The following is a 19598-nucleotide window of genomic DNA, read 5'->3' on the forward strand; positions in this document are numbered from 1 at the left end:
TATTCGTTTGCTCTTTTTGTATGTTTAAATCTTTAAGAAAGATTTTTTCTGTTTGGGATAATAAAAAACTATTCCGTCTTAAAATTTTAAAGAAAATCGGATATCATTTTTATTATAATGAATTCTACTTCAATACTTTTTAAAAACTCTCCAATTTTTATAAAAAACAATCAAAACTATTGTTTTTATACGTATAAGGTTGACAAATTTTTTATTGGTTATAAAATCGTATTATAAGATAATTATAATAAGTAGATTGCTCTCAGATAAAATGAAAGCGGTTACTAAAAGGAGGATTACATGCAAAAAGGTAATTGGAACAAAAAAAGAGTGTATAGTATTCGAAAATTTTCAGTCGGTGCTTGCTCGGTGCTTATAGGGACATGTGCTCTATTATTAGGGGCAAGTGTTAGTCTATCTTCTTCGGTATATGCCAACGAAAATACTGAAGAAATTGTGTCAACAAATAGGACTGAGCACCAGTCTGAAAACCTGAAAACTACTGGACTCTCAAGTGAACATAAAGCTGAAGGTGTTACGACTGAAAAAGTAAGTGAAGAGCCTGCTAAAGCTGAAAACGTATCTTTAAAGGAAAATGCGGATGGTAGTGATGCTGTAGTAAAACCTCATGCAGATCAACCTTTAGTTTCAGTTGCTAATACTCAATCAGTTCCTTTAGTAGAAGGTAAAGCTGAAGTCGAAAACAAAACAGAAGAAGCGAACAAGCCTGAGGATAGCAATAAGCTTGAAGAAACAAATAAGACTGAGGTAACGGATAAATCTGAAGATAAAAATAAATCTGAGGATAAGAAGAAATCTGAAGAAACAAATAAAGCAGAATCACAAGATCGTTCTGTTTCAAAAGATAAGCAAGAATTCAAATCTGCTACGAATGAAGTAGTTGATAAGTTAATTGAAGATAGAAACATTTCCTTCAACCAGAATTGGCACTTTAAACTAAATGCCAATGCAAAGGAAGCTGTAAAACCAGACGCAGATATTTCTTCATGGAAAAAAATGGATCTTCCTCATGACTGGAGTATTCATTTTGATTTTGACCATGATTCACCAGCTCAAAACGAAGGCGGTCAACTGAATGGTGGAGATGGCTGGTATCGGAAAACCTTTAAGTTAGACGAAAAGGACTTGAATAAAGATGTTCGTGTAACCTTTGATGGTGTTTACATGGATTCACAAGTATTCGTCAATGGCCAACTAGTTGGTCACTATCCAAATGGTTACAATCAATTTTCATATGATATTAGTAACTATCTCCATAAAGATGGGCGAGAAAATGTTATTTCTGTTCATGCAGTTAATAAGCAACCAAGTAGTAGATGGTATTCAGGAAGTGGTATCTATCGAGACGTATCATTGCAGGTAACAGACAAGATTCATGTTGAAAAAAATGGAACAACTATTCTAACTCCAAAACTAGAAAGTCAACAAGGAGGAAAAGTTGAAACCCAAGTAAGCAGTAAAATTGTTAATACAGACAATAAAGACCATGAAATTGTAGCAGAGTATCAAATTTTTGAACGAGGTGGTAAGGCAGTTACAGAACTTGTTCGAACTGAGAGTAAAACTCTAAAAGCTAAGGAAACCATTCATTTGGATTCAGCATTAGAGGTTGAAAAACCAAAATTGTGGACAGTGTCATCTGACAAACCTGCTTTATATGAGATGGTAACTCGTGTTTACAAAGATGGTCAGCTTGTAGATGCAAAGAAAGATTTATTTGGTTATCGCTACTATAACTGGACTCCAGACCAAGGGTTCTCTTTAAATGGTGAACACATCAAGTTCCACGGTGTTTCATTGCACCATGATCATGGAGCGCTAGGCGCAGAAGAAAACTATAAGGCAGAATATCGTCGTCTGAAACAAATGAAGGAAATGGGAGTGAATTCGATTCGTACGACTCACAACCCAGCAAGTCCTCAGACCTTGCAGATTGCAGCTGAACTCGGTTTGCTTGTTCAAGAAGAAGCTTTTGATACTTGGTATGGAGGTAAGAAACCATACGACTATGGTCGTTTCTTTGAAAAAGATGCTACCCACCCTGAAGCAAGAAAAGGTGAAAAATGGTCCGATTACGATCTTCGAACAATGGTAGAAAGAGATAAAAACAATCCTGCTGTTGTCATGTGGTCTATTGGTAATGAAATCGGTGAAGCAGATGGGAAAGCTCATTCTCTTGCAACTGTCAAACGCTTGGTGAAAGTGATTAAATCTGTCGATAATACACGTTATGTAACCATGGGAGCTGATAAATTCCGTTTTGGAGATGGAACTGGAGATCATGAAAAGATCGCAGATGAACTAGATGCAGTTGGATTGAATTACTCTGAAGAAAATTATCAAACTCTTCATGCGAAACATCCTAAATGGCTCATTTATGGTTCAGAAACATCTTCAGCAACTCGTACAAGGGGAAGTTATTTCCATCCAGAGAGTGAGTGGGTAGGAAGTAATCAATACTGGCGTAATTACGAACAATCCGATTATGGTAATGATCGTGTTGGTTGGGGTAAAACTGCTACAGCATCATGGACTTTCGATAGAGATCATCCAGGATATGCTGGACAATTCATTTGGACAGGTACAGATTATATTGGAGAACCAACTCCATGGCACAATCAAAATAGTACACCTGTAAAAAGCTCTTACTTTGGTATTGTAGACACCGCAGGGATTCCAAAAAATGACTATTATCTCTACCAAAGTCAGTGGGTTTCTGCTAAGAAAAAACCAATGGTTCATTTACTTCCTCATTGGAACTGGGAAAAGACTGAATTGGCAGACAATGTTGCAGATGCTGAAAATCGAATCCCGGTTAGAGCCTATTCCAATGCTGCTAGTGTTGAGTTGTTCTTAAATAATGAGTCACTAGGTCTTAAAAAATTCAACAAAAAACAAACAAGTGACGGTCGAACATATCAAGAAGGTGAAAATCCTCAAGAGCTATACTTGGAGTGGAAAGTAGCTTATAAACCAGGAACTTTAGAAGCAGTTGCTCGAGATGAGTCTGGTAAGGAAATTGCTCGAGATAAGATAGTGACTGCTGGTGAGCCTGCTGGTGTTCGTCTGGTTAAGGAAGAGAACGCTATCGCTGCAGATGGAAAAGATTTGACTTATATCTATTATGAAATTGTAGATAGTAAGGGCAATGTTGTGCCAACTGCTAACAATCTAGTTCACTTCCAACTTCATGGACAAGGTCAACTGGTTGGTGTGGATAATGGTGAGCAAGCTAGTCGTGAACGTTATAAAGAACAAGCAGATGGTTCTTGGATTCGTAGAGCCTTTAATGGTAAAGGGGTAGCGATTGTTAAATCGACTGATCAAGCAGGTAAATTTACCCTTACAGCTTATTCGGGATTGTTGAAATCAGATCAAGTTACGATTTTTACAGGTAAGTCAGACCAGTCAGAAAAGACTGTTTTAGGCACAGAAATACCAAAAGTACGTACAGTTTTAGGACAAAAACTTAAAATGCCTCAGACAGTGCCATTTGTCTATAGTGATGGTAGTCGTGAAAAACGTCCTGTAACCTGGTCTCAAGCAGATGTCAGTCAAGCTGGAATTGTAACTGTAAAAGGTATGTCTGATGGACGTGAAGTTGAGGCTCGTGTTGAAGTACTTACAGTTGCGAATGAACTTCCAGCTGTTAAACGCATCACACCTGGAACAGACTTGAGTTCTGTGGATAAACTTGTTTCACTTGTTTCAACAGATGGTCGTATTCACAATTATGAAGTTGAAAATTGGGAAATTTCACCAGAAGATAAAGAGAAGTTATCTACTCCAGGGGCACATATTCAGATGACTAGCCAATTAGGAGATAGAACCGTCCACGCTACTTTGATAGTTGATGATGGTAAGGAATTGTCTCAAGTTACACCAACTATAGCAGTAGGTGGTGAAAGTGTTACGGAACTTTCAAATGAACATCCTGTCCATTATCATAAACTTTCTTATGGTGCAAAAATTCCAGAAGTCAGTGCTAGTGCTGAAAATGCTGATGTGAAGGTCGTTCAGGCAAATGAGTCAAATGGAATGCGTGCTAGTATCTATGTTCAACCTAAAGATGGTGGACAATTACAAACTTATGCAGTTCAGTTCCTTGTTGATTCTCCACAAATTGAAAGCTTGAGTCTCAGAGTGGATCAAGCATCTAGCCTCAAAGAAGATCAAACTGTTAAAGTGACAGTTTTAGCCCGTTATCAGGATGGAACTGAAGCTATTTTACCAACTGATAAGGTGACTTTCTCAAGCCAAGGCGAGGGAGGAGTCTCTGTTAATAAGGGAATGCTAGAGTTGCATAAACCGGGTAGTCTCACTTTACAAGCTCAATATGAAGGTGCAAAAGGAGAACTTCCTCTAACGATCGCAGCAAATACGGAAGATAAAGTTGTTCAGGCCATTCGCCCAGTTAGCCTTGTGACAGATTTGCACCAAACACCAAATCTTCCATCTACAGTAACAGTTGAGTACGATAAAGGATTTCCAAAAGTTCATAAGGTAGTTTGGGATTCGATTCCATCTGAAAAATTAAATCAATATCATACTTTTGAAGTACTTGGTAAGGTTGAAGGATTGAATCAAGAAGCGCGTGCGACAGTATCAGTAGAAGGAATTGTAAAAGTTGAAGATGTGAGCATCACAACACCAATTTCTGAGGCACCAACCTTGCCAGAAAGTGTCCGAACTTATTATTCAAATGGCCAAGTATCTTCAGCTAAGGTGGCTTGGGATACTATTGATGCAAGCCAGTATGCACAAGAAGGAATCTTTACTGTAACAGGCCATGTAGAAGGAACACAACTGACAACGAAATTACATGTTCGTGTATCGAGTCAAACAGAAATTGGGAAGAATATTTCAGATCAGTGGACAGGTTCAGAATTACCACTTGCCTTTGCATCAGATTCTCATTCTTATGACCCAGTATCTAATGTAAATGATAAAGTGATTTCTTACGGTGATCAGCCTGCAAATCGTTGGTCAAACTGGAAACGTTCTGAAGAAGCTTCAGTAGGAGTACTCTTTGGAGATTCAGGTATTTTGACAAAACGTTCGGTTGATAACTTGAATGTGGCCTTTTATGAAGATAGTGGTGTAGGTGCTCCAAAATCTTACGTCATTGAGTATTATGTTGGTGAAAAAGCTCCAACTGCACCGAAGAATCCTGGTTATGTAGAGGGGGAAAACCACGTATTTAATGACAGTAAAAATTGGAAACTAGTTACAAATCTTAAGGCTCCAGATCAGTTAAAAGCTGGAGAAATGAATCATTTCAGTTTTGATAAGGTGGATACCTACGCGGTACGTATTCGTATGACAAGAGCTGATGATAAACTTGGAACATCAATTACAGAATTACAAGTTTTCTCTAAAAAGGTAGCACCAGCTAAAGAGGCAACTACTAACATTAAGGTGGCTGGAAAAGATCTTCCTCACTTTAATCCAGACTTAACAGATTACTATTTAGACTATAGTGATGGAAAAATTCCAGAAGTAACAGCTAGTATCACAAATAATGGACTTGCTACAGTGGTTCCTAGTGTGAAAGAGGGCGATCCTGTCCGTGTTATTGTGAAAGCAGAAAATGGCGATATTCTTGGAGAATACAACCTTCACTTTACAAAAGATAAAGATTTGTTGGCTCGTAAACCAATTGCTGCTGCAAAACAGTCTCAATTGTTGCAGTTAGGTCAACCTTTGGAGTTGCCAAATAAGGTTCCAGTTTATTTCGCAGGTAAGAGCGGTTATGACGTAAAAGATTTGGCAGTTGAATGGGAAAAAGTCCCTGCTTCTACCTTAAACAAAGCTGGGGAATATACAATTAAAGGTCATGTAGTTGGTAGTGAAGTCCCAGTAGAATTATCTGTTCGAGTAACGGACAAGGTCGGTAGATCTCTTTCTGATAATCCAGATTATCTTGCTACTCATAGTCAGGCTTTTGCTTCAGCTACTAATGATTTGGATGATAATTCGAACGACCGTGTAGACTATTTAAATGATAATGACCGAAATCAAGACAACCGTTGGACAAACTGGTCAGCTAATCCATCCGCTAATCCAGAAGTATCAGTTGGTGTTATCTTTAAAAAGAATGGTAAAATTGTGGATAGAAAGGTTTCACAAGCTAAACTAAACTTCTTTGCAGATAGTGGAACAGATGCCCCAGCTAAACTCGTATTGGAACGATACATCGGTCCTGACTTTGATGTTCCAGTTTACTATTCAAACTACAGCTACGAATCAAATCACCCATTTAATAACCCTGATAATTGGGAACTTGTTCCTTATTATGCAGACAAAGAAATTCAAGCTGGAGACGAGATCAATGTGACATTTAAACCTGTGACTACCAAAGCTATGAGATGGCGCATGGATAGAAAAGCAGATAAAAATGGGGTTGCTTTAACTGAATTAAGTTTCCGAGCACCAAGTGAGCTTGCAAAAGAGAGCACAGAGGGAAGAATTTTAGTAGATGGTAAAGAGCTTCCTGACTTCTCTGAAAATCGTTTGGACTATGAATTGATTTATAAAGGGGAACGTCCAAAAATCACTGTAGAAGGGAAAGATCAAGTCACATCTACAATTGTGGATAGTGGAAATGAAAATCTTCCTGTATTAGTCCGTCTGGTATCAGAGAGTGGTAAGAATGTCAAAGAATACCGGATTAAATTGACTAAGGAAAAAGTGATAGACGCAAAACTTGTAGCTCCTGCTCAATATGACTTGCCTAGTCTTGAAGTGGTAGACAAAGAATTAAACTTCCAAACTCTTGAACAAAAAGACGATACTCTGCTTGAAGGAGAAGTTCGCCTATTGCAAGAAGGTAAAGTTGGTAAGGAACGTATCTATACAGAAGTAACGACTGATGGCAAGCACGAAGAAAAATCACGTGAGATTCTGGAAGAACCTATAAATAGAATTCTGTTGGTAGGTACTAAGAAGAAAACAAGTAACATTGAGACACCTGCGGGTGGACATCAAGACAATGGTAGCAGTCAACCTACGGAACAAAAACCAGGAGCAAATCCGAATCCAAATATTGTCATTCCAAATCCATCAAATAATGGTGTGACAAGTAACAGTTCAGATTTTAAAAATCATCTATCAGTTGCTCCGAACATTGTGATACAAGCTCCTACTCAGGAAAGCAAAAAACCTGGATGGAACAAGGAAGATGGTAAATGGTATTATCGTCAACAAAATGGAGACTTGGCTAAGGGTTGGGTCAAGGATGGAGACACTTGGTATTACTTTGATCAAACAGGAAAAATGGAAACTGGCTGGATTAAAGACCAATCAGGTACATGGTATTACTTGAATCAATCAGGGGCTATGTCATCTAATGAGTGGATTTTGGATCAAGCTGGTAAGTGGTACTATGTTGATGCATCGGGTTCGATGAAGACAAGTCAATGGTTCCAAGTTGGAGACAAATGGTATTATGTTGATGAAAATGGAGCTCTTGCTGTTAATACAGTAACTCCGGATGGTTATCAAGTAAATGAAAACGGTGAGTGGATTGGATAAGATTGATTTGAGGAATGTAACTTTCTCATTAAGATTTATTCTGTGCAGTGTTCCTAAGCGAGACAAGAGAAGTATCGCTTGGGAACTATCTACTCGAACGATTTTTAAACCAGAAAAAAGGATTTAACCCATGTCGAAAGGGTTAAATCCTTTATTTTTCATGTCTCATATAAGATTCAGCTAGAGGGCCATCAATTCAACAATCATCTCGATATACATTACAAGGGTTAATAAGAATCCTGCACGCCAGAAGAATTTGATGAATTTAGGATAGTAAAAGCTGCGTTTTTTCAAAAGAAAGAAAAAAACGAGGATAATGGCTAGGAGTGAGAGGGCTAGGCCAAGTCTAGGGAGAAAATTATGGGTAAAGGTTTTAGCTGTAATCAAGTAATACTCAAATACCAAGACTGGAAAAGCCAAATCCGCAAAATTTCGTCCTAGTTTTTTTAATCTAAAAAGTTTGGTTATGATAATGCAGACTACTAAAGTCAGTATCAATAATAAAATAGAGGCTAATTTCATTAAAATCATATCCATATTGTATCATAAAAAATGGCTAAAGGAAACGAGAAACAGAGGAATTTATAGGAAAGTCAGGCTTTTGAGATTGTGGGTGTTTTTTGTTATAATGAAAGTTATGAAATCTTATAATACCTTGAATGATTATTATCGAAAACTCTTTGGAGAAAAGACTTTTAAAGTCCCTATTGATGCGGGATTTGACTGTCCCAATCGTGATGGAACTGTGGCTCATGGAGGCTGTACTTTTTGTACGGTTTCAGGTTCTGGAGATGCTATCGTTGCACCGGATGCGCCTATTCGTGAGCAATTTTATAAGGAAATTGACTTTATGCACCGTAAGTGGCCAGATGTGCAGAAGTATCTGGTTTATTTTCAAAATTTTACCAACACCCATGAAAAGGTGGAAGTCATTCGAGAGCGCTATGAGCAGGCTATCAATGAGCCAGGTGTAGTAGGAATCAATATCGGAACGCGCCCAGACTGTTTACCAGACGAAACCATTGAATATTTGGCTGAATTATCGGAGCGCATGCATGTGACGGTTGAATTGGGCTTGCAGACTACTTATGAAACAACCTCTGACCTGATTAACCGTGCCCATTCCTATGAGTTGTACGTGGAAACGGTCAAGCGTTTGAGAAAGTATCCAAAAATTGAGATTGTTTCTCATTTGATCAATGGCTTACCTGGTGAAACCCATGAGATGATGATTGAAAATGTCCGTCGCTGTGTTACGGATAACGACATTCAAGGGATTAAACTGCACTTGCTCCATCTTATGACAAATACTCGTATGCAACGGGACTACCACGAGGGACGTTTGCAATTGATGAGCCAGGACGAATATGTAAAGGTCATCTGCGACCAACTGGAAATCATTCCCAAGCATATTGTCATCCATCGAATTACAGGAGATGCTCCTAGGGATATGCTGATTGGCCCTATGTGGAGCCTCAATAAATGGGAAGTTCTCAACAGTATTGAGATGGAGATGCGACGTCGCGGAAGTGTTCAAGGATGCAAGGCTGTAAAACAGGAGTTTGAAAATGAAAAGACCACTTGAAATGGCACATGATTTTTTGGCTGAGGTTGTAACTCAGGACGATATCGTAGTGGATGCGACTATGGGAAATGGTCACGACACCCTTTTTCTAGCCAAATTAGCCAAGCAAGTCTATGCCTTTGATATTCAGGAACAAGCCTTGGAAAAGACGCAAGAGCGTTTGGACCAGGCTAACCTGACAAATGCCCAGTTGATCTTGCAAGGTCATGAGACACTGGACCAGTTTGTAACAGAAGCCAAGGCAGGAATTTTTAATCTAGGCTATTTGCCATCAGCTGATAAGTCTGTCATCACCCGACCTCAGACAACTATTGAGGCATTAGAAAAGCTGTGTGGCTTACTTGTTAAAGGTGGACGGATTGCCATTATGATCTACTATGGTCATAATGGAGGAGATCTCGAGAGGGATGCTGTCTTGGATTTTGTTAGCCAGTTGAACCAACAAGAGTACACAGCTGCCATTTACCAAACTTTAAACCAAGTCAACAACCCACCATTTTTAGTAATGATTGAAAAATTAGAGAGATATAGACATGGATAAACAATACCTACGTGAAAAGCTGGATGCCATGCGCCAGAATTTTGTTGAATCAACCCACCACGAACGAGCGGTGGGAGTGCTAGACCAAGCGCATATGAGCAAAAAAATGCTTAAAATCAAGAAAAAATTAGTTGCTCTTGAAATGGAACGGTGCCAGAGAAAAATTGAACATAAAGATTGTTCCAAGATTGACCAAAAAATCAAAGAGCAGAAGGAGATTTTTGAATCTTGTTGTAAAAAAGATTAAGGAGGACGTGCGTGGAATTACTGATTTACCTCATCCTATTTTTACTGGTCTTGATTGTCTCGAGTACAACCAATAAGCTCCTGCCCTTTTTGCCTCTCCCTTTGGTGCAGATTCTTTTGGGAATCGTGATTGGTCTTTTTTTACCCAATACCGACTTTCATCTCAATACAGAGTTGTTTTTGGCCCTAGTTATCGGGCCCTTACTTTTCCGAGAGTCGGAAGAAGCAGACATTACAGCTATTTTAAAACACTGGCGAATCATTGTTTATCTCATATTTCCAGTGATTTTCATCTCGACCCTGAGTTTGGGTGGCTTGGCCCATCTTCTTTGGCTCAGTCTTCCCTTGGCGGCTTGCTTGGCTGTTGGGGCAGCCCTTGGCCCTACGGACTTGGTTGCCTTTGCCTCTCTTTCAGAGCGGTTTAGCTTTCCTAAGCGTGTGTCCAATATTCTTAAAGGTGAAGGACTCTTGAATGATGCATCTGGTTTGGTTGCCTTTCAGGTAGCTTTGACAGCTTGGACAACTGGAGTCTTTTCCTTTGGGCAAGCTAGTAGTTCGCTCATCTTTTCAATTCTAGGCGGTTTTTTGATTGGCTTTTTAACAGCCATGACCAACCGTTTCCTCCATAGCTTCTTGCTAAGTGTGAGAGCAACAGATATTGCTAGTGAGCTCCTTCTGGAATTGAGTTTGCCCTTAGTAACCTTCTTCCTGGCGGAAGAAGTCCATGTTTCAGGGATTATTGCCGTTGTAGTTGCTGGGATTTTAAAGGCAAGCCGTTTTAAGAAAATTACGCTCCTCGAAGCCCAAGTGGATACGGTGACCGAGACGGTCTGGCACACAGTGAACTTTATGCTCAACGGTTCTGTCTTTGTGATTTTAGGGATGGAGTTGGAAATGATAGCAGAGCCTATCTTGACCAATCCAATCTATAATCCCTTACTGTTATTGGTATCTCTTATAGCCCTTACCTTTGTCCTCTTTGCCATTCGTTTTGTCATGATTTATGGCTATTATGCCTATAGGACTAGACGTCTCAAGAAAAAGCTAAATAAGTATATGAAGGACATGCTTCTTTTGACCTTCTCAGGTGTCAAGGGAACGGTGTCGATTGCTACGATTCTTCTGATACCAAGTGATTTAGAGCAGGAGTATCCTCTCTTGCTTTTCCTTGTCGCAGGTGTGACGCTGGTAAGCTTTTTAACAGGTCTCTTGGTCTTGCCTCATCTTTCTGATGAACAGGAAGAAAGCAAGGATTATCTCATGCATATCGCTATTTTGAATGAAGTAACGCTAGAGTTGGAAAAAGAGTTGGAAGATACCAGAAATAAGCTCCCTCTCTATGCAGCCATTGACAATTATCATGGACGTATTGAAAATCTCATACTGAGTCAAGAAAATAAGGGGGCTCAAGAAGACTGGGAGGCCTTAAAACTTCTCATCCTCAGTATTGAAAGTGATGGTTTAGAACAGGCTTACGAAGAAGGCAAGATGAGTGAGCGTGCCTATCGAGTTTACCAACGTTATTTGAAAAACATGGAACAAAGTATCAATCGCAAGTTTGCTTCACGTTTGACCTATTATTTCCTTGTTTCCTTGCGGATTTTACGTTTTCTCCTTCACGAAGTCTTTACCTTTGGCAAGACCTTCCGCAGTTGGAAAAATGAAGAATCACAGAAACTCAGAGCCCTTGACTATGACCAAATTGCAGAGCTCTATCTAGAAAATACAGAGATGATTATCGAAAGTTTGGAGAACCTAAAAGGGGTTTATAAGAGTTCTTTAATCAGCTTCATGCAGGATTCTCGTCTCCGAGAAACAGCTATTATTACCAGTGGTGCCTTTGTCGAACGGGTTATCAATCGCGTCAAGCCCAACAATATCGATGAAATGCTGAGAGGCTATTATCTGGAGCGCAAGTTGATTTTCGAATACGAAGAAAAACGATTGATTACGACCAAGTATGCCAAGAAGTTACGACAAAATGTGAATAACTTAGAGAACTATTCTCTGAAAGAAGCTGCCAATACCCTGCCTTATGATATGATGGAATTGGTAAGAAGAAATTAGTTAATGCTCTTCGAAAATCTCTTCAAACTACGTCAGCTTTATCTGCAACCTCAAAGCGGTGCTTTGAGCAACCTGCGGCTAGCTTCCTAGTTTGCTCTTTGATTTTCATTGAGTATAAGATTGTAAGTGAAGGAGTGTGACATGAAGAAGTGGTGGAAAGAGCTGATAGATAAGCCTTTATTAAAAGCTTTTTTGCATTATTATCAAGCATCAGATAGTGAGTTGACCAGTGTTGCAGTAGCCTACTATTGGTTGATTTCGATCTTTCCCTTGCTTTTGGTGGTGGTCAATATCCTCCCCTATTTTAAGATTCCAGTTTCCAATTTTTTAAAGGTTGTCAATGAATTTTTGCCGGATACCATGTATGATGTGGTGGCAAAGATTATCACAGAAGTGCTGACCCAACCGTCAACGGGCTTATTAAGTTTTGCGGTTTTGTCAGCCCTCTGGACCTTTTCAAAATCCATGAATTTCCTACAGAAAGCCTTTAATAAAGCTTACGGAGTAGCAAAAAATCGTGGAATGATTTCCCATCAGCTTATGAGTTTGTTTGTCAGTTTTGGTTTGCAGATTCTCTTTGCTTTAGCTCTGTTTTTGAGTGTCTTTGGCCGTATGCTCCTCAACCTTGTCAAAAGTTATTGGAAATCGGATAGTCCTCTCTTTGATTATCTGCAAGACCTAACAGGCCCTTTGGTCTATGCCTTGATTTTTGCCATCCTGGTCATGCTCTACTATTTTCTACCCAATGTTAAGGTGCGACGAATTCGACATGTATTGCCAGGTAGTGCCTTTGTCTTATTGACTCTGGCCTTACTGCTCAATATCTTTTCAGTCTATATTAACAATTATGTCAATCACCTAGTGGACGTGCGTTTTTTCAGTTCCGTCGTCGTGGTGGTCATGATGTTCTGGTTTATTCTCATCGCTAAGATTTTGATTGTCGGCGCGGTTATCAATGCCAGTGTTCAGAGCTTGAAAGATCCGAGCTTTAGAATAAATTAATTCTTTATATATTACAAAACGCATACTATCGAGGTTTTATTGCCTGATAATATGCGTTTTTTCATTATGAAATTAATAGATAAACATGGCATCGCCAAAACTAAAGAAGCGGTAGTGTTCTTGGATGGCATGGTGGTAGGCATCTAAGATCAATTCACGGCCGGCAAAGGCAGAAACCAACATGACCAGAGTTGATTTTGGCAGGTGGAAGTTGGTTGAGAAGGCATCCACGACCTTCCACTCATACCCAGGTTTGATAAAGATATTGGTCCAGCCAGAATCTGCTTGGATTTGTCCATCAAACTTGGAACCAATAGTCTCCAAGGTGCGGATAGAAGTGGTTCCAACAGCGATGACGCGACCTCCATTTTCTTTGACAGAGCGAAGGGTGGCAGCAGCTTCCTCAGAAAGTTGGTAGAATTCTGAGTGCATTTCGTGTTCGTCCAGATTGTCAACTGAAACGGGTCTAAAGGTTCCGAGTCCGACATGAAGAGTCAGATAGACCAGATGGACACCTTTAGCTTGGATTTCTGCTAGCAGTTCTTTGGTGAAGTGAAGACCAGCAGTAGGTGCTGCAGCAGAGCCACTTTCCTTGGCGTAAACGGTTTGATAGCGTTCACGGTCATCCAGTTTTTCATGGATATAAGGCGGCAGCGGCATTTCACCCAGACTTTCCAAAACTTCTAGGAAAATTCCTTGGTATTCAAAGCGGACAATGCGGCCCCCGTGGGTCAATTCTTCCGTAACGACAGCGCTGAGGCGACCATCACCAAAGCTGACACGAGTACCAATCTTGAGGCGTTTGGCAGGTTTAGCCAGAACTTCCCACTCATCGCCACTAATGTTTTTGAGTAGGAGCAGTTCTACATGACCTCCAGTTTCTTCCTTTTGACCATAGAGGCGGGCAGGGAGAACACGGGTATCGTTCATAACAAGGGCATCACCAGATTCCAGCATATCAATAATAGAGTGGAAGTGTTTATCCTGCATTTCTCCTGTCTCACGGTTGACGATGAGGAGTTTAGAGGCGTCCCGTTTTTCAAGGGGCGTTTGAGCAATCAATTCCTCAGGCAAGTGGAAATCAAAATCAGCTGTATTCATATATCTGTTCATTCTTTCTAAGTTCTAATCCTATCCATTATAACATGTTTCAAGTATAGTCGCTCTTTTTTTAGAAATTAAATCGTTTTCACTTGACAAAAATTGGTCTATACCATATAATAAATATAGATTGAAACGGAGGATAAAAAGATGAAAGTTATTAAAGTTGAAAACCAAATCGAAGGTGGAAAAGTTGCTTTTGAGATTTTGAAGGAAAAATTGGCCAATGGAGCTCAAACCCTAGGACTTGCGACAGGAAGTAGCCCACTTGAATTTTACAAGGAAATTGTTGAAAGTGACCTTGATTTTTCAAATCTAACCAGTGTCAACCTTGATGAGTATGTAGGCCTTGATGGCGACAATCCTCAGTCTTATCGTCACTTCATGCAAGAAAACTTGTTCAACCAAAAACCATTTAAAGAAAGTTTCTTGCCTCGTGGGGTTAAGGACAATGCTGAAGCTGAAGTTGAACGCTACAACCAAATTTTGGCTGAACATCCAGTTGACCTCCAAATCTTGGGAATCGGTCGCAATGGACATATCGGATTTAATGAACCTGGTACTCCTTTTGACAGTCAAACGCATCTAGTAGAGCTTGATCAGTCTACTATTGAAGCCAATGCGCGCTTTTTTGACAAGATTGAAGACGTTCCAACTCAAGCCATTTCAATGGGAATTAAAAACATCTTGGATGCCAAGTCAATCCTTCTATTTGCTTATGGTGAGTCGAAAGCAGAAGCCATTGCCGGAACAGTGTCTGGCCCAGTGACTGAGAATCTCCCAGCAAGTAGCCTCCAAAATCACCCTGATGTGACGATTATCGCAGATGCTGAAGCGCTCAGCTTACTTGAAAAATAAAACTGAAGAATACTGTTAGCCATTCAATCCTTTGGGTTGGATGGTTCTTTAAAACTAAATTGATGTAAATAGAACGATGGTATAATAATAGAATCGTACTTGATTACTTGGTAGATAAACATTACATAAAAGTAAGTGATAGTTGACAGATAATAATATTTTTAAAAGGATTTTTTTATGAGAGAATATTCAGTAACTTATAATAATTTAACAAAAAAATTAAAAGAGCATTATAAACAACATAAATATAAAGGTCAAACTACTAGAGATGTTACATCTTTCGTAAGAAGCCATACCATCAATATTGAGACATTTCATGATTTAATAATGGAAATAGCAGAACTCTCATATAAAAATCCTGATGTCATGTTATTTTATAGAGGACAAAATAATAACTATGTAAAAAGTGAAAAAACTCAAAATGCTACTTTATATCCTACAATCTATCGTTCAAATAGTGAAAAAGATATCAATTTTGATTTTGATATTCTAGAAAAAACATCAACTATGTTAATGACAGAATTAGAAAAAGATAATAATGTGGATAAGGAAGAAATAAAAGAATTAAAGAAAATTAAATTACTTCAATACTCAATATTACAACACTATGAAGTGTGTAAGACGCCGTTATTAGATTTAACTCAGTCAATAAAAGTAGCGTGTTCATTTGCTATATTAGACAATAAAGATAAAACGGGCTATATTTACGTATTAGGAATGCCTTATGTAAATGGTAGGATTTCGGTAGATTCTGAAGATTATATTACAAACGTAAGATTACTAAGCATAAGTTCTAGCTCTTCAAAAAGACCGTTTTTTCAAGAGGGATATTTGGTACAGACAGAATTTGCTTCTAATGCTGATATAGAAAAAGGTGAACTAGATTTTAATAGAAGAATAGTTGCTATTTATAAATTTAAAAACACTAAAACCTTCTGGGGCTCTGAAAGACCTATTGAAAGGGAGAATTTATATCCAGAAGAAGATACAATGAAAGATATTTGTGATAGGCTTAAGGAGAGAAAATATGATTATATAGGGAATGAGGAAAATAGCGGAAATTTAACCGGAACATTTTTAAATTTGTGGAATAACTTAGAGGATGAGATAAGGTATAAAACCCAACTCAACGAATTTTTTAAAGGGTTAAAAGTACTTGAAAGAGGAAAGGATAAATTGTATGAAAAAAACAGTGATAGAATATATAAAATCCGTGTTTTTAGAAATAAACTTGTACACAATACTAAAGCAATTTCCGATAAAGATTTAGAAAATAAAATTGAAGAATTAAAGAAATTATTAAAAGATTTAAAAATAAGGTTTGAAGACATCAGTTAAATTCTTCTTAAATGTTCATAAGTAGACTTGAAAAAGAAATATTGCATGCTAATGATGGTTTTCAACTAGTTTCTTCTTGACAATTATTCCTTTTACGTGTAAAATAGAATAGATCTTGAACTTGAAGGGAGTGAAAAAAATGTCTAAAACAGTAGTACGTAAGAATGAATCTCTTGACGACGCACTTCGTCGTTTCAAACGTGCGGTTACTAAAGCTGGTACTCTTCAAGAAACACGCAAACGTGAATTCTATGAAAAACCTTCTGTAAAACGTAAACGTAAATCAGAAGCAGCTCGTAAACGTAAAAAATTCTAATTAGAAATGAAAGGCTAGAGAAATCTAGTCCTTTTTCTTTTAAATAAATACTCCAAAGCCTGCAAAAATCTGAAACTTCTAAGGACAATTTGATATAATAGTAAAAAGAACTCGATTGAAGGAGGAAATGATGTCGGTTTTAGTAAAAGAAGTGATTGAAAAGCTTAGACTAGACATTGTCTATGGCGAACCAGAATTGCTTGAAAAGGAAATCAATACAGCGGATATTACGCGACCTGGTCTTGAAATGACAGGCTATTTTGACTACTATACGCCAGAGCGGATTCAACTTTTGGGGATGAAGGAGTGGTCTTATCTGATCAGCATGCCTTCCAACAGCCGCTATGAAGTTTTGAAAAAAATGTTTCTACCTGAGACACCTGCGGTCATTGTTGCCCGTGGTTTGGTGGTTCCAGAGGAGATGCTAAAGGCAGCCAGAGAGTGTAAGATTGCCATTTTAACCAGCCGTACGGCTACTAGTCGTTTGTCTGGAGAGTTATCTAGTTATCTGGATTCACGTTTAGCAGAACGGACCAGTGTGCACGGTGTTTTGATGGATATCTATGGGATGGGTGTCTTGATTCAAGGCGATAGTGGAATTGGTAAGAGTGAGACAGGTTTAGAGCTTGTCAAACGTGGTCACCGCTTGGTGGCAGATGACCGTGTCGATATCTTTGCCAAGGATGAGATTACTCTTTGGGGTGAACCGGCTGAAATCTTGAGACACCTGATTGAAATTCGTGGGGTTGGGATTATCGATGTTATGAGTCTCTACGGTGCGAGTGCGGTCAAGGACTCTTCACAGGTTCAACTTGCTGTCTATTTGGAAAACTATGATACACATAAGACCTTTGATCGTCTTGGTAACAATCCAGAGGAACTAGAAATTTCTGGCGTAGCCATTCCTCGTATCCGCATCCCAGTTAAAACTGGTCGTAATATCTCTGTCGTGATTGAGGCAGCTGCTATGAACTATCGTGCCAAGGAAATGGGCTTTGATGCGACCCGTTTGTTCGAAGAACGCTTGACAAATCTCATTGCTCAAAACGAGGTGCCTAATGCTTGATCCAATTGCTATTCATCTAGGTCCTCTAGCCATTCGTTGGTATGCCTTGTGTATTGTGACAGGTTTGATTCTTGCGGTTTATTTGACTATGAAAGAAGCGCCTAGAAAGAAGATCATACCAGACGATATTTTAGATTTTATCTTGATTGCCTTTCCTCTGGCTATTTTAGGAGCTCGTCTCTACTATGTTATTTTCCGTTTTGATTACTATAGTCAGAACTTGGGAGAAATTTTTGCCATTTGGAATGGTGGTTTGGCCATTTACGGTGGTTTGATAACTGGGGCTCTTGTACTCTATATCTTTGCTGATCGTAAACTCATTAATACTTGGGATTTTCTAGATATTGCGGCGCCTAGCGTCATGATTGCTCAAAGTCTGGGACGATGGGGTAATTTCTTTAACCAAGAAGCTTATGGTGCAGCAGTGGATAATCTGGATTATCTACCTGGCTTTATCCGTGACCAGATGTATATTGAGGGGAGCTACCGTCAACCGACCTTCCTTTATGAGTCTCTATGGAATCTACTTGGATTTGCCTTGATTCTGATTTTTAGACGAAAATGGAAGAGTCTCAGACGAAGTCATATCACTGCTTTCTATTTGATTTGGTATGGTTTTGGTCGTATGGTTATTGAAGGCATGCGAACAGATAGCCTCATGTTCTTTGGTCTTCGAGTGTCTCAATGGCTTTCAGTTGTTCTTATCGGTCTCGGTATTTTTATCATTCTATATCAAAATCGAAAGAAGGCCCCTTACTATATTTCAGAGGAGGAAAACTAAATGTTAGAAGTTGCATATATTCTTGTAGCCTTTGCTTTGATCGTCTTTTTGGTTTATCTGATTATCACTGTGCAAAAGCTTGGACGTGTTATCGATGAAACAGAGAAGACGATTAAAACCTTAACTTCAGATGTGGATGTGACCTTACATCATACCAATGAATTACTGGCTAAGGTCAATGTCTTGGCAGATGATATCAATGTCAAGGTAGCAACGATTGATCCACTCTTTAGTGCTGTTGCAGATCTATCTCTATCTGTTTCCGACCTCAATGACCATGCGCGTGTCTTGAGTAAGAAAGCTTCATCAGCTGGTTCAAAAACACTCAAGACTGGAGCAAGTTTGTCAGCTCTTCGTCTTGCAAGTAAATTTTTCAAAAAATAAAAAGGAGAATTCTTATGGGTAAACTATCCTCAATCCTTTTAGGAACCGTTTCAGGTGCAGCTCTTGCCTTGTTTTTAACAAGCGACAAGGGCAAACAAGTTTGCAGTCAGGCTCAAGATTTTCTAGATGATTTGAGAGAAGATCCTGAGTATGCCAAGGAGCAGGTCTGTGAAAAGCTGACAGAAGTCAAGGAGCAGGCTACAGATTTTGTTCTTAAAACCAAAGAACAGGTTGAGTCAGGTGAAATCACTGTGGACAGCGTACTTGCTCAAGCCAAATCATGTGCTCGTCAAGCGACAGAAGCATCAAAAGATCGATTCAATAATCTCAAGGAGCAATGGCAAGAAAAGGCCGAAACTTTTGATGAATCAGAAGAGATTGTTATTGACATAACAGAAGAACAAATTTAGCTATATCCTCTTTTCACCTTATGTGAATGATGATAATCATTTTTAAGATAGTAATCACATTAAGATTACTGTCTTATTTTTTTGCAATCAAAATACTCTAGAATTTATATGGATGTTTCATTTTAATATAGTATCGGCTTTCGTGAGCAGGGGAATGCTCCCTTTGACGTCCAATTTGCTCCCAATAATCTTTTGAAGTCAGACACCTATATTTTAGCTGTTATCAACAATTAGTATTTGGCTACTTTAGCAGAATTAAATTCAGAAGGGAGGGAACCTCTCTTTTTGATGTCTAAAATACTTTTTCACATTTGAGTTGATATTTATATACTTTAAAAGTAAGGCAAAC

15 protein-coding genes and 1 pseudogene are annotated in these 19598 nt (G+C 38.8%); 14 read left to right on the top strand and 2 right to left on the bottom strand.

The features are described from left to right. The first annotated feature begins 300 nt into the window (after window positions 1-300). Window positions 301-7554, top strand: coding sequence for an Ig-like domain-containing protein (locus tag N8L39_RS08985; RefSeq protein ID WP_261010764.1), 7254 nt, complete (start codon window positions 301-303; stop codon window positions 7552-7554). Between the two features lie 180 nt (window positions 7555-7734). On the opposite strand, the gene N8L39_RS08990 is transcribed toward N8L39_RS08985, so the two are convergent. Continuing rightward, window positions 7735-8091, bottom strand: coding sequence for a DUF3397 family protein (locus tag N8L39_RS08990; RefSeq protein ID WP_033686793.1), 357 nt, complete (start codon window positions 8089-8091; stop codon window positions 7735-7737). A gap of 91 nt (window positions 8092-8182) precedes the next feature. Between N8L39_RS08990 and mnmL the strand changes: the two genes are divergently transcribed. The 5 genes from mnmL to N8L39_RS09015 all read left to right on the top strand — a co-directional run bounded on the left by mnmL (window position 8183) and on the right by N8L39_RS09015 (window position 12995). Continuing rightward, window positions 8183-9139, top strand: coding sequence for a tRNA modification radical SAM protein MnmL/YtqA (gene mnmL, locus N8L39_RS08995; RefSeq protein ID WP_023946280.1), 957 nt, complete (start codon window positions 8183-8185; stop codon window positions 9137-9139). Then, on the top strand, window positions 9123-9680 hold the full coding sequence (gene mnmM, locus N8L39_RS09000; protein WP_261010763.1) for a tRNA 5-(aminomethyl)-2-thiouridylate-methyltransferase MnmM: 558 nt from the start codon (window positions 9123-9125) through the stop codon (window positions 9678-9680). Before mnmL ends, mnmM begins: the two co-directional genes overlap by 17 nt. Beyond that, window positions 9673-9927: a hypothetical protein gene (locus N8L39_RS09005; protein WP_000361085.1), complete on the top strand. Its 255-nt coding sequence runs from the start codon at window positions 9673-9675 to the stop codon at window positions 9925-9927. The genes mnmM and N8L39_RS09005 overlap by 8 nt, the downstream gene beginning before the upstream one ends. 11 nt (window positions 9928-9938) lie before the next feature. Beyond that, window positions 9939-11993, top strand: coding sequence for a cation:proton antiporter (locus N8L39_RS09010; protein WP_261010762.1), 2055 nt, complete (start codon window positions 9939-9941; stop codon window positions 11991-11993). A 141-nt stretch (window positions 11994-12134) separates the two neighbouring features. Then, a complete protein-coding gene (locus tag N8L39_RS09015; RefSeq protein ID WP_261010761.1) occupies window positions 12135-12995 on the top strand; it encodes a YihY/virulence factor BrkB family protein in 861 nt (286 codons plus the stop codon). A 72-nt stretch (window positions 12996-13067) separates the two neighbouring features. Here the strand turns inward: N8L39_RS09015 and queA are convergent, their stop codons facing one another. Next, complete coding sequence (gene queA, locus N8L39_RS09020) at window positions 13068-14096, bottom strand: tRNA preQ1(34) S-adenosylmethionine ribosyltransferase-isomerase QueA (protein WP_261010774.1); 1029 nt, start codon at window positions 14094-14096, stop codon at window positions 13068-13070. 150 nt (window positions 14097-14246) lie between these two features. Between queA and N8L39_RS09025 the strand changes: the two genes are divergently transcribed. The 8 genes and pseudogenes from N8L39_RS09025 to N8L39_RS09060 all read left to right on the top strand — a co-directional run. Next, window positions 14247-14954 (top strand): glucosamine-6-phosphate deaminase, encoded by a 708-nt coding sequence (locus N8L39_RS09025; protein ID WP_261010760.1) that lies wholly within the window; start codon window positions 14247-14249, stop codon window positions 14952-14954. 177 nt (window positions 14955-15131) lie between these two features. Further along, the gene (locus N8L39_RS09030) at window positions 15132-16292 is read left to right on the top strand and encodes an FRG domain-containing protein (protein WP_125455925.1); all 1161 of its coding nucleotides are present in this window, start codon (window positions 15132-15134) and stop codon (window positions 16290-16292) included. A 139-nt stretch (window positions 16293-16431) separates the two neighbouring features. Further along, window positions 16432-16608: a 30S ribosomal protein S21 gene (gene rpsU / locus N8L39_RS09035; RefSeq protein WP_000048054.1), complete on the top strand. Its 177-nt coding sequence runs from the start codon at window positions 16432-16434 to the stop codon at window positions 16606-16608. 130 nt (window positions 16609-16738) lie between these two features. Beyond that, entirely contained in the window at window positions 16739-17674 is a 936-nt protein-coding gene (hprK, locus tag N8L39_RS09040) for an HPr(Ser) kinase/phosphatase (protein WP_173233320.1), read from the top strand. Continuing rightward, window positions 17667-18455, top strand: a complete 789-nt coding sequence (lgt, locus tag N8L39_RS09045; RefSeq protein ID WP_261010759.1) for a prolipoprotein diacylglyceryl transferase — start codon at window positions 17667-17669, stop codon at window positions 18453-18455. The genes hprK and lgt overlap by 8 nt, the downstream gene beginning before the upstream one ends. After that, a complete protein-coding gene (locus N8L39_RS09050) occupies window positions 18456-18839 on the top strand; it encodes a DUF948 domain-containing protein (RefSeq protein ID WP_049521484.1) in 384 nt (127 codons plus the stop codon). A gap of 14 nt (window positions 18840-18853) precedes the next feature. Next, on the top strand, window positions 18854-19249 hold the full coding sequence (locus N8L39_RS09055; protein WP_261010758.1) for a YtxH domain-containing protein: 396 nt from the start codon (window positions 18854-18856) through the stop codon (window positions 19247-19249). A gap of 132 nt (window positions 19250-19381) precedes the next feature. After that, window positions 19382-19483 (top strand): annotated as a pseudogene (locus N8L39_RS09060) (TrkA family potassium uptake protein); the annotation flags it as partial. Window positions 19484-19598: the final 115 nt, after the last annotated feature.

The sequence above is a fragment of the Streptococcus mitis genome, assembly GCF_946190285.1.
GTDB classification, from domain to species: Bacteria; Bacillota; Bacilli; order Lactobacillales; family Streptococcaceae; genus Streptococcus; species Streptococcus mitis_CP.